General features: G+C 68.5%; 16 protein-coding genes and 3 tRNA genes. 12 read left to right on the plus strand and 7 right to left on the minus strand.

Features of this window, described 5'->3' with window-relative positions:
• Positions 1-4 precede the first annotated feature (4 nt).
• Positions 5-1,402 carry an MFS transporter gene (locus tag JHE00_RS11320; RefSeq protein ID WP_200317664.1) on the minus strand — a complete coding sequence of 466 codons (1,398 nt, stop codon included), beginning with the start codon at positions 1,400-1,402 and terminating at the stop codon, positions 5-7.
• 149 nt (positions 1,403-1,551) lie between these two features.
• Positions 1,552-2,760, minus strand: a complete 1,209-nt coding sequence (locus tag JHE00_RS11325; protein ID WP_200317666.1) for a L,D-transpeptidase — start codon at positions 2,758-2,760, stop codon at positions 1,552-1,554.
• A 448-nt stretch (positions 2,761-3,208) separates the two neighbouring features.
• Here JHE00_RS11325 and JHE00_RS11330 point away from each other — a divergent pair, with 448 nt between their 5' ends.
• On the plus strand, positions 3,209-3,412 hold the full coding sequence (locus JHE00_RS11330; protein WP_009156738.1) for a cold-shock protein: 204 nt from the start codon (positions 3,209-3,211) through the stop codon (positions 3,410-3,412).
• 72 nt (positions 3,413-3,484) lie between these two features.
• Here JHE00_RS11330 and JHE00_RS11335 read toward each other — a convergent pair whose 3' ends face one another.
• A complete protein-coding gene (locus JHE00_RS11335; protein ID WP_200317668.1) occupies positions 3,485-3,916 on the minus strand; it encodes a hypothetical protein in 432 nt (143 codons plus the stop codon).
• Positions 3,917-4,394: 478 nt separating this feature from the next.
• On the opposite strand from JHE00_RS11335, the gene JHE00_RS11340 reads away from it, so the two are divergent.
• The 4 genes from JHE00_RS11340 (at position 4,395) to JHE00_RS11355 (ending at position 5,277) form a co-directional block, all read left to right on the plus strand.
• Positions 4,395-4,637, plus strand: a complete 243-nt coding sequence (locus JHE00_RS11340; protein WP_200317670.1) for a hypothetical protein — start codon at positions 4,395-4,397, stop codon at positions 4,635-4,637.
• Positions 4,638-5,013: 376 nt separating this feature from the next.
• A tRNA-Glu gene (locus tag JHE00_RS11345) sits at positions 5,014-5,086 on the plus strand.
• A gap of 13 nt (positions 5,087-5,099) precedes the next feature.
• Positions 5,100-5,176 (plus strand) — tRNA-Asp (locus tag JHE00_RS11350).
• A 27-nt stretch (positions 5,177-5,203) separates the two neighbouring features.
• Positions 5,204-5,277 (plus strand) — tRNA-Phe (locus JHE00_RS11355).
• Between the two features lie 383 nt (positions 5,278-5,660).
• On the opposite strand, the gene JHE00_RS11360 is transcribed toward JHE00_RS11355, so the two are convergent.
• Positions 5,661-6,260, minus strand: a complete 600-nt coding sequence (locus tag JHE00_RS11360; RefSeq protein ID WP_200317678.1) for a TetR/AcrR family transcriptional regulator — start codon at positions 6,258-6,260, stop codon at positions 5,661-5,663.
• Between the two features lie 97 nt (positions 6,261-6,357).
• Here JHE00_RS11360 and JHE00_RS11365 point away from each other — a divergent pair, with 97 nt between their 5' ends.
• Positions 6,358-7,848 carry a carboxylesterase/lipase family protein gene (locus tag JHE00_RS11365; protein WP_200317680.1) on the plus strand — a complete coding sequence of 497 codons (1,491 nt, stop codon included), beginning with the start codon at positions 6,358-6,360 and terminating at the stop codon, positions 7,846-7,848.
• Between the two features lie 188 nt (positions 7,849-8,036).
• On the plus strand, positions 8,037-8,393 hold the full coding sequence (locus tag JHE00_RS11370; RefSeq protein WP_200317682.1) for a nuclear transport factor 2 family protein: 357 nt from the start codon (positions 8,037-8,039) through the stop codon (positions 8,391-8,393).
• A gap of 74 nt (positions 8,394-8,467) precedes the next feature.
• On the opposite strand, the gene JHE00_RS11375 is transcribed toward JHE00_RS11370, so the two are convergent.
• Positions 8,468-9,220, minus strand: coding sequence for a S1 family peptidase (locus JHE00_RS11375; RefSeq protein WP_307831897.1), 753 nt, complete (start codon positions 9,218-9,220; stop codon positions 8,468-8,470).
• 196 nt (positions 9,221-9,416) lie between these two features.
• On the opposite strand from JHE00_RS11375, the gene cmtR reads away from it, so the two are divergent.
• From cmtR to JHE00_RS11400, 5 genes are all read left to right on the plus strand, one after another.
• Complete coding sequence (gene cmtR / locus JHE00_RS11380; protein WP_200317684.1) at positions 9,417-9,755, plus strand: Cd(II)/Pb(II)-sensing metalloregulatory transcriptional regulator CmtR; 339 nt, start codon at positions 9,417-9,419, stop codon at positions 9,753-9,755.
• Complete coding sequence (locus JHE00_RS11385; RefSeq protein WP_200317686.1) at positions 9,752-10,405, plus strand: cation efflux transmembrane domain-containing protein; 654 nt, start codon at positions 9,752-9,754, stop codon at positions 10,403-10,405. Before cmtR ends, JHE00_RS11385 begins: the two co-directional genes overlap by 4 nt.
• 231 nt (positions 10,406-10,636) lie before the next feature.
• Entirely contained in the window at positions 10,637-11,404 is a 768-nt protein-coding gene (locus JHE00_RS35855; protein ID WP_307831898.1) for a hypothetical protein, read from the plus strand.
• A gap of 4 nt (positions 11,405-11,408) precedes the next feature.
• On the plus strand, positions 11,409-11,999 hold the full coding sequence (locus JHE00_RS11395; RefSeq protein ID WP_200317688.1) for a class F sortase: 591 nt from the start codon (positions 11,409-11,411) through the stop codon (positions 11,997-11,999).
• 134 nt (positions 12,000-12,133) lie between these two features.
• On the plus strand, positions 12,134-12,916 hold the full coding sequence (locus JHE00_RS11400) for a maleylpyruvate isomerase family mycothiol-dependent enzyme (protein ID WP_200318322.1): 783 nt from the start codon (positions 12,134-12,136) through the stop codon (positions 12,914-12,916).
• Between the two features lie 12 nt (positions 12,917-12,928).
• Here JHE00_RS11400 and JHE00_RS11405 read toward each other — a convergent pair whose 3' ends face one another.
• Both JHE00_RS11405 and JHE00_RS11410 read right to left on the minus strand, forming a co-directional pair.
• The gene (locus tag JHE00_RS11405) at positions 12,929-13,930 is read right to left on the minus strand and encodes a LacI family DNA-binding transcriptional regulator (protein ID WP_200317690.1); all 1,002 of its coding nucleotides are present in this window, start codon (positions 13,928-13,930) and stop codon (positions 12,929-12,931) included.
• Between the two features lie 942 nt (positions 13,931-14,872).
• Positions 14,873-15,883, minus strand: a complete 1,011-nt coding sequence (locus tag JHE00_RS11410) for a LacI family DNA-binding transcriptional regulator (protein ID WP_200317692.1) — start codon at positions 15,881-15,883, stop codon at positions 14,873-14,875.
• Positions 15,884-15,950 lie beyond the last annotated feature (67 nt).

The raw sequence follows: 15,950 nt of genomic DNA on the forward strand, positions 1-15,950 counted from the left end.
CAAATTATCCCGTGGTCGGCGCGGAGGGGTTGGTGGTCTCGCTCTCACACTCCGTCGAGCTGACGATCGTGCGCAACGACACGCCCTTGGTCTCCGGCAGGATCAGCACCGGGATCGTCGCGATCGCCGCCGCGCCCATCAGGTAGAACGCAGGCCAGAGGTTGTTGCCGGTGGCGTCGACGAGCGAGCCGACGATGTAGGGAGCGGTACCGGCGAACAACGCCGTCGACACGTTGTAGCCGATGGAGAAGGCGCCGTAGCGCACCTGTGTGGGGAACATCGCCGGCAGCGTGGACGCGACCACGGCGAGGAACAGCACCAGGCACGCGCCGATCAGTGCCAGACCGCCGGCCAGCATGGGCACGTTGATACTGCCGCCCTCGCCGACGCTGTTCTCCATGAGCGTGAACGCGGGTATCGGCAGCGCGAGGAAGCCAGCGCAACACGCGATCAGGATCGGCTTGCGGCCCACCCGGTCGGAGAGACTGCCGATCGGCACGATCACCACGAGCATCGCGAGGATCACGCCCATCACGATCAGCAGTGGCGTGTCACCCTCCATGCCGAGCACGTCCTTGAGGTACGTCTCGACGTAGGCGAGCATGATCCAGTCACCGACATTGAGCAGGATCACCAGGCCGATCAGGTGCAGGATCGACTTCCAGTGCTGGCTGAACAGCTCCTTCAGCGGCGACTTGGCGACCTTCTTCTGGTTCTCGATCTCGCGGAACACCGGGGTGTCCTCGAGCTTGTTCCGCAGGTACAGACCGACGAGGCCGAGCGGACCCGCGATCAGGAACGGGATGCGCCAACCCCACTCGAGCATGGCCTCGTCGCCGAGGATCACGGTCGAGACCGTCACCACGCCCGCGCCGAGGAAGAACCCGACGAGCGTGCCGAACTCCAGCCAGCTGCCGAGGAAACCGCGCTTCCTGTCGGGCGCGTACTCGGCGATGAACGTGGCCGCGCCGCCGTACTCACCGCCCGCGGAGAAGCCCTGCAGCGCACGCAACAGGATCACGAGCACCGCCGCGGCAGGCCCGATCTGTTCCCAGGACGGCAGGAGGCCGATCGCGAACGTCGAGCCGGACATGAGGATGACCGTCAGGGCCAGTACCTTCTGCCTGCCCAGCTTGTCGCCGAGCGGGCCGAGCACGAAGCTGCCGAAGGGCCGGATCACGAACGTCACGGCGAGCAGCGCAAAGGTCGCCAGCGCGCCCTCCGACGTGCTGCCCGCGTTGAAGAAGACCTGGCCGAGGATCGCGGGCATGAACCCGAAAACGCCGAAGTCGTACCACTCGATGCAGTTACCCATCGCCGATCCGGCGACGGCTTTGCGAACGTCTTTCGGCTCGGGTTCGTAGCGGGCACCCTCTGGTCTGGGTGCTGCGTCCTCCGCCATTGGGGACCTCCAGGCACTGGCTTACGTTGTCAAGTCAGTGTCGGAAAGTTTCAGTCAACCTGCCACTTGGGCAACGTCTTTTGTCCGGAACAGGAAAAGCGCCGCGAGAACCGAGTCTCGCGGCGCTTCCTTTGTCTGATTCGCCTTTTTTATCCTTCTAGCGCCGACATCGAAAGCCAGTCCTGCCACGAATAGGTCCAGTCGTGGTAGTCGCCGTCCTTCGGGCCGAGCTGCTGCGTGCTGCCCTCAACCTCCACCGGGTCGCCCATGAGCGCGCTGTCGTAGTACTCCTTGGCGTCGGAGTCGGAGAGGTTGACACAGCCGTGCGAGACGTTGGTGTTGCCCTGGTCGCCGACCGACCACGGCGCCGCGTGCGTGAACTCGCCGTTGTTCGAGATCCGCACAGCCCAGGCCACCTCGAAGTCCGTGTACCCGTAGCCGGGGTTGTTCATGAAGTACTGCGAGTGCTTGCTCATCACGACGTGCGTGCCGCTGCGCGTGACCCGGCCCGGGTCCGAGTCGAGCCCGAAGCTGGCCGGGTAGTCCGCCACCTGCTGGCCGTCGCGGAACACCTGCATCCGGTGGGTCTGGGTATTGGCCTTGACCACCTGCGACCGGCCGATGGTGAAGTTGGAGGTCACGTCCGCCTCGCCGTAGGCGCCGTCACCGATCGGGACGCCGTAGATCATCGCCTTGACCGACACCTCGGTCCCCGGCTGCCAGTAGTCCTTCGGCCGCCAGTGCACCGACGTGTCGCCCTCGAGCCAGGCCCACGAACCTTCGGTCTTCGGCGTCGTCTCCACCGTCAGCGCCTTCTCCACCTCGGCCTTGTCCTTCACCGGCTCGTCGAAGGTCAGGCTGATCGGCATCGCGATGCCGTAGGTGTTGCCGTCGCCGACGTTGAGCCGTCCGCCCAGCGTCGTCGCCGGCGCCACCGTGTCGAACGAGCCGGTGATCGGCGTGGCCTTGCCATCGGTGTTCACCGCGCTGCCCGACCACGTGTAGGTCTTGTCGTAACCGAGCGGCTCGGTGATGGTCCAGCTGCGCTTGTCCTCCGAGAGCTCACCCTCGACCCCGTCCCCGGCCGGGTTGGTGAGCAGGACCTGCTCGATCGTTCCCTCGGTCACCGAGATCGTGACGGGATCGCGCGGCGCGACGTCGGTCGCGCCGTCTCCGGGCTGTGCCTCGACCTTCGCCGCGGGTGCGGCCGGGTCGCTCGGTCGTTGCTGCGGGTCGCCTTCGGCTCCATCGCTCGAGCAGGCGGTGAGCGTCAGCAGGATTGTCGTTGCGAGCGCCACTAGCCCGCCGGCGCGCCCGCGTCCCCTCCTCGACGTCCCCAGTAGTTGTTCCACGTCCATAGCCCCTTTTGATCTCCCCATACAAACCCACTGACGTCCGGCGGGAGCCATTCGTTGCACCGCGAAATTTGTGACTGCCATCACAAGGTTGAGGTGTTGATTGTGCCGTGCCGACGGGGCGGTTCCGGGGTCCGTGGGCGAACCCGGGCTGCTTGACGACACTGCCGGCTCGCTGTGCTGGTAGATCGCTCGAAGCGCCCATAGCGCAACCACTTCCACGAGAGTCCGCCCGGTTGGACCAACCTGGGACTGCGGGGTTCGAAATCGGCCCGGAGCCGGTAGGCTGCCGAGTGGCCGTCGTTTTGCGTGTTAGTGGCTTCACACTCGCGGAACTTCTGACGCGAGCCGTGAGCCGCCGCGCTCGTTGCTCGTCTCGTTGGAACCGCCCGGGACGGCCAGGACATCGCTTCGGCGACGTTCATGCGGAACAGCAACGAGGAGTAAAACGGTGGCGCAAGGCACTGTGAAGTGGTTCAACGCCGAAAAGGGCTTCGGCTTCATCGCCCAGGACGGCGGCGAGGGCGACGTGTTCGTCCACTACTCGGAAATCGAGGGCCGCGGTTTCCGCACGCTCGAGGAGAACCAGCGAGTGGAGTTCGAGGTCGGCCAGGGTCAGAAGGGGCCGCAGGCTCAGAAGGTTCGCGCTCTCTAAGGGCGTCACCCACTGACAGCGACGAGCCCCCGGCGGATTTTCCGCCGGGGGCTCGGTCGTTGTCGGGGTAGGTCAGCGCGGAGCTGTCTGCTCCCACTGCTGTGCGTCGAAGCGGAACTGGTCGGTCTGCTCGATGTCCTGCCGCCGGGCCCGCTCGGGCCTGCGGATCTCGGACGCGGCCTGCGCCTCCCACGCGAGACGCTCGAGGACCCATTCCTGGGCCAGCGCCTGCGGAGAGGTGCCGCGCTCGATGGCGAGGTCCTTCAGTTGCTGGCTCGCGATCAGGCTCATGCGGAGCTGGTAGACCTGCGCGTCGCCGAAGCGCCTGCCGGACCCGGTGGTCTCCGGGTCGGCCTCGGGCGCAAGAGCCGCCAGGTAGCTGGTGAGCTCGTGGTCCTCGGCGGCGGGGTCCGCGTCCTGTGTGGCGGCGCCGCGGTGACGACCGCCGTTCACTGCCTTGAGGTTGGTGCGGCTGCTCAGCCGTCCGAATGAGGGAAGAGGCACCCCGACACGATAACGGTTGTGTCTCGGCCGCGACATGTCTGTGACTGTAGCCACACGGCGTGTCGCGGTAATTCGGTCGAAGTTGTGCCGTTCGGCCTAGCCGCCAACCCGCCTGGCGCAGGAGTCGAACACCATGAGTAATTCGATAGCTGTCGTAACGACTGACCCCACGCATGGAGAGGCCCCCGCGCCAGGGGGAGGAACGCGGGGGCCGGAGGGGATCTCCACAGGCGCTGACCGGGGGTGTGTCAGCACGTTGATTGTTACATGACATCGCCGCGACTTGCGAGTGTTGCGCCGGAAAATGCGCTCCGACCTGTCATTTCTTCGTTGTCGAAGCGACATTGTTGAACTGGCCCCGAATGGCCGCTCAAGTGAACGCAGCGTGCTGAGAGCTTCACTCTCCGGGGGGCTGTCAGCGCGTTCTCACGCTCGCTAGCCTCGCGGCCAAGGTGATCCAAAAGCCCTTGGAGGAACCATGAGCGGGTCTGTGGAAGTGCGGCAGTTCCTCCTTCGATACGAGGGAGAAGGCCAGGGCGGCGGTGGCGTTCCCGCGCAGCGGTCCGGGCACGCCGAGGCCCCGCGGGTCTCCGACGACCAGGTGCGAAGGGCGCGGCTCGCGGTGGCGCGAGGAGCCCATGGGGTCGAAGACTGCGCCCAGTTGCTCGACATGCTGGGCCTGAAGCCGGACGACGACGGAACGGCGCCGGTACAGCGCTAGGCGTTGTGTGCCGGGCCCCCAGACTGCCCAGGTGCACACCCCCTGGTCGTGCACCTGGGCAGCACGAGGGCCAAGTTACTGGTCCAGACCGTGCGGAGGCAATCGATTGCCGGTGACAACGGCGTTTCGCCAGAAGGTCTTTCGCTTTCGTAAATGTGACGACAAGGTTTTCGTAACGCTGTTGCCGGCTGCCCCCGGGCGCCGGATGATGGAGATCGACGCCGAGCGGCCCAGTGGGCCGTGAGGCAAGGTTTGCGCAGGTCAGAGCAAATGGGGTACCCGCTGTGAAAGCGGTTGAGAGGGTGTCCTAGACTAGCTATCGCTCCCAGGGAACGACCTGAGGGCGCGGTCGGGTCGGTTCGCCGAACTGAACCGGGCTCCCATCGTCCAGCGGCCTAGGACTCCGCCCTTTCAAGGCGGCAACGCGGGTTCGAATCCCGTTGGGAGTACGCAACACATTTTGGCCCTGTGGCGCAGTTGGTTAGCGCGTCGCCCTGTCACGGCGAAGGTCGCGGGTTCGAGTCCCGTCAGGGTCGCCAAGCGTTCGGCTCCTAGCCGGCGTTTCCGGCCAGGTAGCTCAGTTGGTACGAGCGTCCGCCTGAAAAGCGGAAGGTCGCCGGTTCGACCCCGGCCCTGGCCACGCTAATACCTTCGAAACGCCCCGACTTCCAGCGGAGTCGGGGCGTTTTCGCGTGTCAGGGGCTCAAATGGGTTCTCGGTTGGTGTTCCGGAAGTACCCGTTGAGCTGGTCGGCGACGTCTCTTCGGATGTCCTCCGTCACATGCATGTACCGCGCTTCGTCTCGGTGGTGGACCGCCACATCATGTCCACGACGGTCCGGTCGGGCCCCCGAGGATCAGCAGCACGGTCGCGGCCGGGTGGCGCGCGTCGTGGAGCCGGGCCTATCGCACGTCGTGGAGCCGGGCCTATCGCACGTCGGCTTCGGTGAGGGAGTGCGCCACTCCTCGTAGTCGGCGGACTGGAGTCGACCTTGTCCCACCCGCCCACGTGTCCGGGGGCGGGTCACCTACTCCTGAACAGCCGGTCCAGCTGCACGTCGATCGCGGCGAGCGCGTCCTGGGGCTCGATCACGTCGAGTTCGATCAGGGAGGTGAAGCCGGTGAGGGCGAGGAGCAGGTTGGTCTCGGTCGCCGGGTCGCGGCCGGAGTCGATGTGCCCGTCGGCGATCGCCTGGTGGACCAGCCGCTCGACGAGGGCCCGTCCTTGGACGAGGCCGCGGCGCGCCTGCTCGTGCACGGCCTCGTCGTGCAGCGCCTCCAGGACGTAGGCGGCGCTCATCCGGCTGGTCGCGCGGGCGTCGGCATGCAGGGGGAGCATTTCCGCGAGCGTCAGCCGGAGCACGTCACGTGGGTGCGGACGGTCACCGAGCTTGTCGAGCCCCTGGTGTACGCGCACCGAGGTCTGCTCGGACGCGAAGTCCATGGCGAAGGAGAGCATCGCGGTCCGGGAGGCGAAGTAGTGCTGCAGCTGCCCGAGTGACATGCCCGCCTCCTGCGCCACCACGCGCATCGTCAGCTGTGTGACGCCGCGCTGCTCCACCACCCGCCAGAGTGCGCGGGCGATCGCTTCGCGGCGTCCGCGGTGATCCACCTGTTTCGGCATCGCCGGCCTCTCCCTCGTGCCCCGGAACTGTTCTAATACAGTTGACATAATACACCTGACCCATAATCCTGGGGGCCACTGGAGGGAAGGGATCGTCATGTTCGAACAGCCACAGGTGCGGACCACGGAAGGCGTGGTGCAGGGGTGCAGGCGGCAGAGGCACGCGGTGTTCCGCGGCATCCCCTATGCCCAGCCCCCGGTCGGAGCGCTCCGCTTCGCCGCGCCCGCACCGCCGCACCGCTGGGAGGGGACGAGGCAGGCGGTCGAGTTCGGCCCCGTGGTGCCGCTGTCCCTGCCGATCGACGTGCCCCCGCAGGGCACCGACTGGCTGACGCTCAACGTCGGCACGCCGGATCCCGGCGCGGCGGGACTACCGGTGCTGGTGTGGTTCCCCGTGGGCGGTTACCTCTCGGCGGCGTCGAGCGACCCGATGTTCGACCCGGCAGCGCTGGCCGAGGCGGGAGTCGTCGTGGTGACCATCAACTGCCGCGTGGGCGCGGAGGGATTCGCGTTCCTCGACGACGTGCCGCCCAACCGCGGATTCCTCGACCAGATCGCGGCGCTGGAGTGGGTGCAGCGCAACATCGCCGCCTTCGGAGGCGACCCCGGTCAGGTCACCGTGGCCGGGGTGTCCGCAGGGGCGGGCTCGGTCGCCGCCCTGCTGACGATGAAGTCCGCGCGCGGACTGTTCCGGCGGGCCATCGCCCACTCGGTGCCGGGGCTGCACAGCACCCCCGTGCTGGCACGGCAGGTCACCGCCGCGTTCGCGGACCGGCTCGGCGCGGCGGCCCCCACCGCCGAGGCCCTGTGCGACATCGAACCGTGGCACCTGGCCGCCGAGCTCACCTCCTTCAACGCCGACCTCCACGCGCACCGGGCGAGCTGGGGACGCCTCACGGAGACCGGCACCGCGCTGTGTCCCGTCGTCGACGGCGAGGTCCTCCCGGAAACGCCCTGGCCCGCGCTGACCGGCGCGCGCGCGAGCGGGACCGAACTGCTCGTCGGCCACACCCGGGACGAGTTCCGGTACTTCAGCGTCGCGAGCGGACGGTACGGCACCTTCACCGAGGAGGACGCCCAGGCGGCCCTGGAACTGCTCGCCCCGCAACCGGACGGCGCGCGGGCCTACCGTGCCGCGTTCCCGCAGGCAGGCCCGGAGGAGCTGGTGGAGACGGTGTACTCCGACGCCCTGTTCCGCATGCCGTCACAGAAGCTGGCCGAGGCGAACGCCGCAGCCGGCGGCACCTCGTACCTCTTCGAACTGTGCTGGGCTGCCCCGGCCCTCGGCGGCATCATGGGCGCCTGCCACAGCCTCGACGTGCCCCTGGCGTTCGGCACGCTGGACAGCCCTGTCGGCACCCAGCTCATCGGCGAGGAGCCCACTCCCGAGGCCGTCGCGCTCTCCCGCGAACTCCAGGAGGCATGGGTCCGCTTCGTCACCACCGGCGACGCGGGCTGGTCCGCCCACCGGCCCGGCGAGCACCTCACCCGCGTCCTGGACACCGAGTCGAAGACTCTGCCCTACCCCGAACAGGCATCCCGCCGGATCTGGGAAGGCCACTCCCTCGCCCCCTTCGATCTCTCGTAGTTGTCCGGGTCGGCTCCTGCGACTGCGACGCCGCCACTCGCCTGCCCATCCGTGTTCGGGGTTCGATGCCTCCAGTTCTCGTTTCCACCTGTGACTGCCATCACGGGGCGGTCACAGGCGATGACTCAGACTTGGCGCGCGAGTCCTACCCGTGATCGCATCCGCGCGCTATGTCAAAGGAGCCCGACATGCCAGAGAGCATCCGCGCCCGCGCCGTTCGCACGTTCGCCGCCGCGTTCGCCACCTGCGACGTCGACACCATCGTCGGCTTCGTCGACGAGAACCTCGTCTGGGAGTTCAACGGCGAGAAGGTCGGCGAAGGCCGAGCCGCGTTCGAGGAACGCATGCGCGCTGACCTCGCCCAGGGCAGCGCCGAAGTCAGCATCGAGCAGCTCATCGAGGATCCGGACAGCGATACCCTCGTCGCTCTCAACCGCGGGCGCTTGGTGCCTAACGAGGGCGAGCCCATGCCCTTCGTCAGCGCCGAGGCCTACACGTTCACCGGCGACAAGATCAGTCGGATGCAGACCTACCAGCCCAGCTGAGCTGCTGAGGTGCTCAGACGAAAACCGCCCCGACAGAGGTCAGGGCGGTTTCGTCTGAGCGCGGCGTCAGTCCGTCACGGCAGGCGGACGTGCTTCGCGATCCAGTCGTAGAGCACGTCGGTCCTCGCGGCGCTCTCGTCCTCCGCGTGCGGGCAGTCCGGGCCGCCGACCTCGGTCGCGACGAGGCTGTAGGTGCCGTCCTCCGACTCGGAGAAGAACGGGGCGCCCGAGTCGTACGGGCAGGCGCTGACGTCGCGCTGCGGCGCGTGGCCCGTCACGTTGACGGCCAGATCCTCAACCCCCGTCACCACGAACTCGCCGGTCTGCATGCGGTCCGGCCGGTTGTCGACGTCGGCCGTGGCGTCGGACGAGCCCCAGCCCACGAGCCGCACGATGTCGTCCTTGGCGGGCGCGTTCTCGCCCACCTGGAGCGGCTCGATGCCCTCGACCGGCTTGGCGAGCTTGGCGATGGCGATGTCCGCGTTCTCGCCCTGCACGACATCGGCGACATCGACCTTGACGCCCTCGTCACCGGAGCGCGTGGCCTGGCCGATGGTCGCGGTCACCTGGTAGCGCGGCGGACCGCTGACACGGTTGCGGTCGCCGTCGTGGAAGCAGTGACCCGCTGTGATGATCCACTGGTCCGCGATGAGCGCGCCCGAGCACGCGCTGGCGTAGGTGGTGCCGTCTCCCCTGGTGATCTCGGGCATCGACAGCGAGGCGGAGAAGGTGTACTCGCCGTCGGCGACGTCCTCCCCGTTCGCGATGGCGTTGGCGGGGGCGGCCTGCAGGAGCGAGAGCACGGTGAGGCCGGCGAGTGCGGTCACGATGCGGAAAGGTCGAAACAAGTTTCATCCCCAATTGGTGGCTTCCTGGCGATGGCAACCGTATCGAGCGATGATCAACCCCGCTTGGTCTCTTGCCCGCGAGGCTTGAATCCGGTAGCCGTTTGCTCAGTTGATCAGCTCACAGGCAACTGTTCAGCCGTTGCTGTAGTACATCCATTGCTGTACTGTTCCGCTCATGCTGACCTGTGAGATGCGGGAGTCGGCGCTGGCCCGGCTGGGGCGAGCGCTCGCCGATCCGACGCGGTGCCGGATCCTGGTGGCCCTGCTCGACGGCGTGAACTACCCCGGGCAGCTGGCGACCAAGCTCGAGTTGTCCCGCTCCAACGTGTCGAACCACCTCGCCTGCCTGCGCGGTTGTGGGCTGGTGGTGGCGACCTATGAGGGGCGGCAGGTTCGCTACGAGCTGGCGGACGCCCACCTCGCGCGGGCGCTCGGAGAGCTGGCGCAGGTCGTGCTCGCCGTCGAGACCGACGAGCCCTGCGTCGACGACGAACCGTCGGTCGCCGCCCGGTGAGCGAGCCCACCTGCGCCGACGCGTGCTGCGCGGCTCCCGAGTTGGAGGGGCCCGACGCTGCTCGGCGCGCCGTGTTGTCGCGTCGCATTCGGCTGTTCGTCGCCGCGACGATCACCTACAACGTCATCGAGGCCGTCGTCGCGATCACCGCGGGCACGATCGCGTCCTCGACCGCGTTGATCGGATTCGGGCTGGACTCGGTGATCGAGGTGGCTTCGGCCGCAGCCGTCGCCTGGCAGTTCTCGGGCAAGGATCCGCAAGCACGTGAGCAGGCCGCGTTGAAGGTGATCGCGGTGTCGTTCTTCGCGCTCGCGGCCTACGTGTCCGTCGAATCCGTCCGGTCGCTGTTCGGAGGCGAGGCCGCCTCGCATTCGACGGTCGGCATCGTCCTGGCGGCCGTGTCGCTGGCGATCATGCCCTTCCTGTCCTACGCGGAACGGCGCGCGGGGCGCGAGCTCGGTTCGGCTAGCGCGGTCGCCGACTCCAAGCAGACGTTGTTGTGCACCTACCTTTCCGCGGTGTTGCTCGTCGGCCTGCTGCTCAATTCGCTGTTCGGCTGGGCATGGGCCGACCCGATCGCCGCTTTGGTCATCGCCGCGGTGGCGGTGAAGGAGGGCCGCGACGCCTGGCGCGGCAACCACTGCTGCTGAATGAAACGCGTATCTCGCATTTCTATTCAGGACCTCGAGTGGGAAGATTTCGAACCGATGCGAGGACCGTCAATTTCCGACCAACTGTAATTCCGGAAATTGAACAGCGTTACAAAATCTGGTCATGATTCATGTCATGAAGTATCAATTACCCTTTCGGGTGATTTGTCGGGCAAGATCATGCGGTCCCGATCTTTCTTTCACCGACATTTGTCCTTCTGGGGAGCAGTCTTGAGAAAGCCTTTGCGCCGCATCGCTGGTGCGGCGCTTGCCAATGTTCTCGCCCTGGCCGTGTTCGCAGCACCCGCAGTCGCCCAGGACGAGGAGGGCCTGACGTCGCCCGAGGTCACCACCTCGACGAGCGCCGAGCCCACCGATGACGCCGAGGAGCCCACCACCGAGCCGTCGGAGCCCGGCGACGAGCCTGCTCCGTCGGACCCGAGCGACGAGCCCTCGCCCACCACCGATCCCGAGCCCGAACCCGAGGACCCCGGCACGTCGGAGCCCGACGAGCCGACCACCCCGCCGACCTCGGACACGGACGAGCCCAGCGAGCCCGAGCTCCCGCCGTTCGAGGACAACGCCGGATATGGCTTCGACATCGACCCCGAGACGGGTCTGGGCATGCTGATCATCGCGTGTGTCGCCGGTGAGCCCACCGGGCTGACCTCGCCGCACTTCGACGTGCTCGAGGGCCCGTGGCAGGACGAGGTCGACGGCCGCTACTGGGGCTACATGGTCCAGCTGCGGGACGGCATGACCTTCGAGAGCGGCAACGTGCTGGGCGAGTGGGTCTGCGGCGGCGACGACACCGACCACGGCGACGGCGGCACGGACAACGGCGACGGCGGCACCATCGGCGGCGGCAGCACGCCGATCGCACCGGTGCCCGGCGCCGCGGACGCCGGCTCGTGGCAGAGCGACAACGGCGGCGACGCCCAGGTCGGCTTCGCCCCGAAGGGCGGCGTGGAGACCGGTGCGGGCGGAGCGCGGGGCTGACTCGATGCGCCTGCCGCTTCGCCGGGGCGGCCGCTTCGTCGCGGCCGCCCTGCTCGCCTCACTCGCACTGACCGGCTGTGGCTCGGCCCCCGAGCCGCAGGCCGCCCCGGCTCCGACCACGTCGGTGCCGGTGACCAAGCCCTACGACAAGCTCCGGCCCACCGAGGTCCGGATCCCGAAGATCGACGCCGACTCGTCGTTGATCTCGGTCGCCGTCACCAAGGACGGCGCCATCGCCGTGCCTTCGGTGGAGGAGCCGATGCAGGCAGCGTGGTACCGGTTGTCGCCGGTTCCCGGTGAGATCGGACCCGCGATCCTGCTCGGCCACGTCGACGGCAACAGTCAGCCCGGCATCTTCTACAAGCTGCACGAGCTGGCGCCCGGCGACGAGATCATGGTGGATCGCAGCGACGGCGAGGAGCTGACGTTCGTCGTCGAGCGTTCCATCCAGGTGCCGAAGGACGAGTTCCCGACCGAAGCCGTGTACGGCAACACGGACAAGGCGCAGCTGCGTCTGATCACCTGCGGCGGAGTCTTCGACGACGCCGAACACAGCTACGAGGACAACGTCGTCGTGTACGCGAACCTCGTGTGATCGCAGGGGCTTCCCGTTCTGGTCCAGGAGCGGGGAGCCCCTGTTCTTGCGTCGGGTAATCGAGTTGTCCGCCGCCGCGTGGCGCGGTAGGACCCGACTTCTCCTGGCTCGGCGAGCCCATCGACACCCGCGAGCTGTTCCGCCCCGAGCGCGACGAGCTACTGGCCTGCCTGCGCGGCGTCGCCGCCGGGGACTGGGCGCGGCAGGCCGTTCCCGGGTGGAGCGTGCGCGATGTCGCCGCTCACCTGCTCGGCGACGACTACGGGCGGCTGGCCCGCGACCGCGACGGCCACGGCGGTCCCGGCCCGCTGGAGGGCGAGACCCTGCCCGCGTTAATCCACCGCAGCAATCAGGAATGGGTCGACGCGTGCGCGCGACTCAGTCCACAGTGTCTGATCGACACACTCGCGCTGACCGGAGAGCAGATCGCCGCGCTGTGGCGCGACAGCGATCCCGACGGCCACAGCCTCGGAGTGTCGTGGGCAGGCGCCGAGGACGCGCCGTTGTGGCTGGACTGCGCCAGGGATTTCACCGAGTACTGGGTGCACCGGCAGCAGATCAGGCAAGCCGTGGGGCTCGCGCCCGACCTGCGGGAGGAGTTCCTGGTGCCGGTGCTCGACACGTTCCTGCGCGCGTTGCCGTTCACGTTGCGCGGCGTGCGTCGCTCGCCGGGCACGTGGTTGCTGGTGAGCACGCCGGTCCGTTCCTGGGACGTGACGGCGACCGGGCACGGCTGGTCGCTGGGTGAACCGGGCGACGGTGTCGCCGCCGCGGTGGTGCACGTCGACGTCGACACGTTGTGGCGGTTGTGCTCACGAGGCATCGAGCCCGCGCAGGCCGTCGGGCGCGCCCGGATCGAGGGCGACGAGGGACTGGGCCGGGCCGCGCTGCGGATGGTGTCGATCATCCACGAGTGAGCGGCGCGAGCCTCACCTCGTGAGGCGCGTCGAGGCCCTGACCACCAGTTCCGGCTCGAACACCACCGTCTGCCGCTCGGGGACGCGCTCACTCTCTCCGGTTTCGGCGATCAGCAGTTCGGCCGCGGCCTTGCCGAGCCGTCTGGCGGGCTGGCGGACCGAGGTCAGCGGCACCGCGGCGGCGCCGGCGAACTCGATGTCGTCGTAGCCCACGATCGCCAGTTCGTCGGGCACGCGCACGCCCGCGGCCACCATGCCCTGCAGCACGCCGAGCGCGAGCAGGTCGTTGGCGCAGAACACCGCGGTCGGCCTCGGGCTCATGCCGAGTAGTCGCGCTGCCGCGTCGCGGCCGGAGGCCACGTCGAGCTCGGAGGTCTCCAGCACCGACAACCTCGCGGCGGAGGCGTCGAGCACCGAGCGCACGCCCGCCTCGCGGTCGCGGCACTGCGCCAGGATCGCGGGCCCGTTGACGAACGCGATCTCCGTGTGTCCCGTCTCCACCAGGTGCCGCGCCGCGAGAGCTCCGCCGGTGACGTCGTCGACGGACACGGAACTGGCCTCGTCAGCGGGCACCCTGCGGTCGACGAAGACGTACGGGATCTCGCTGCGCCGGAACGTCTCCAATGCGGCTCCCGAGGTGTCGACCGGGCTGAGCAGCACACCGCGCACCCGCTGCTCGGCGAGCATGGACAGGTACGACACCTCGCGCTCGGCCTGGTGGCCGCTGTCGCACGTGATCACGTGCAGGCCCTCGTCCTGCGCGGTCTCCTCGGCGCCGCGGGCGATATCGACGAAGAAGGGGTTGCCGAGGTCGAGCACGAGCAGTGCCATGATGCGACTACGGCCTGCGCGCAGCTGCCGGGCGGACTCGTCGCGTACGTAGCCGAGCTCTTCGATTGCCGAGAGGACCCTCGCTCTGGTGCTGGCCGAGACCACCTGCGGGCGGTTGACGACGTTGGACACCGTGCCGATCGAGACCCCGGCGCGACGCGCCACGTCCTTGATGCCGACCATGTGTCCCCTCGGTGCCGAACTCGCCGTACCGTACCACCGCCGTGAAACGATTCATGCGCGGCTGGCACGGTCACCGCAGTTGGCGCGGCCGCGCCGCCGCCGATCGAGCGTGATTCGGGAGTCAAGCTAATACGTTTCAACCCGCGAGTCCCCCGCTCCAGCGCGCGAGTCCCCCGCTCCGGACCGCGAGTGGCGCGCTCAAGCCCGCGAGTTCCCCATTCAGGCGTGCGAGTCCCCGCTCAAGCCCGCGAATCCCGCACTCCCGACCGCGAGTCCCGCACTCAGGCGCGCGAGTCCCGCACTCAGGCGCGCGAGCCCTCGCGAGTCCCCCGCTCAGGCACGCGAGTCCTGCGCTCCCGACGGCGAGTCCTGCGTTCCCGACCGCGAGTTCTTCGCTCGGGCGTGCGAACTGCGCGTTCGAGCTCGGGAGTTGTGCGCTCTTGGTCGCGAGTCGTGTGTGGGCGTGGGTTCCACGCCGGAGACGCGAGTTGTGCACTCGTGGCCGCAGGTTGCTCGGCTCCGGTTCCGAGGGTGTGGTTCGGACGGCGTGGAGTGCGGGGTGTGGTGATTCGGATCGGAACCTGCCCTCCGGGGCGGGCAAGTCGTGAACCCCGGCCGGCGGGCGGAGGGTGAGCCGCGGGACTCGCGCGTCGGAGTGCACGACTCGCGGTCGAGAGCGCACGATTCGCAAACCGAAGTGCATGACTCGCGATCTGGCGTGCACGACTCCTGGTTGGAGTGTGCAACTCACGTGCGTGAGCGGGGGACTCGCGCGCTCGAGTGCGCAACTCACGTGCCTCGGCGGGGGACTCACGTGCCTCGGCGGGGGACTCGCGCGCCCGAGTGGGGGACTCGCGTGCCTGAGTGCGCAACTCGCGTGCCTGAGTGCGGGACTCGCGCGCTGGAGCGGGGGACTCGCGCGTTCGGGTGCGCGGCTTGCTTTTATTCGGGGGTTGTGGAGTCTCTGGTTACCAGTTCTGGTTTGAACATCACTTGTTGGTGCGCGTGCGTTTCGGGGTTGTCGCACTCCTCCACGAGCAGTTGCGCCGCCGCCCTGCCGATCTGCTGCGTGGGCTGGCGGATCGACGTGAGCGGCACGGCCGCGTCGGCGGCGAACTCGATGTCGTCGTAGCCGACGAGCGCGAGGTCGCCCGGCACCCGCCTGCCCGTGGACAGCGCGGCACGCAGGACACCCAGCGCCATGAGGTCGTTGGCGCAGAACGCGCCGGGCGTGTCGTCGCCGTCGGCGAACCTGGCGCGCGCGAGGTCGTGGGTGCTGCGGGCGTTCATCACCGGCACCTCCACGACCTCCACCGCCTCGTCGGGGTCGAGGCCCGCCGACGCGACCGCGCGCCGGAGCCCGGTGAGTCGGTCGGCGCACTGGCTCAGGTTCGGCGGGCCGGAGTAGTAGACGATGCGCTCGTGGCCCTGCGCCACCAGGTGCGCGCCGGCGAGCTCGCCGCCCGCGACGTCGTCCACGGCCACCGAGCAGCAGTTCACCCTCGGGTCGTGCCGGTCGACCAGCACGGCCGGGGTGCCGCGCCTGCGCAGCGCGTCGAGCCGGTCGGAGCTCACCTCGATGGGCGTGATCAGCACGCCGCGCACGCGCTGTTCCTCGAGCACCTGCAGGTAGCGGTTCTCGCGGGCGGTCTGGTCGTCGGAGTTGCACAGCACCACCGCGTAACCCAGCTCGTCGGCGACGTGCTCCACGCCGCGCGCGACGTCGTGAAAGAACGGGTTGCTCAGGTCGAGCACGATGAGGCCGAGCGAGCGGCTCGTGCCCGCGCGCAGTTGCGCCGCCGAGGAGTTGCGGACGAACCCGAGCGTCGAGATCGCCGACAGCACCGCGGCGCGCGTGTTCTCCGTGACGCGTTCGGGATGGTTGAGCACGTTGGAGACGGTCCCGACGGAGACTCCCGCGCGGACGGCTACGTCCTTGATGCTCGGCGACATAACGTGCCCCGCTCCGCTGTGAAACGTTCAACCGGACGGCTGAACACCAGGAACAATGCGATCGCAA

The sequence above is a fragment of the Prauserella cavernicola genome (genome assembly GCF_016595675.1).
In the GTDB taxonomy this organism is placed as follows: domain Bacteria; phylum Actinomycetota; class Actinomycetes; order Mycobacteriales; family Pseudonocardiaceae; genus Prauserella_A; species Prauserella_A cavernicola.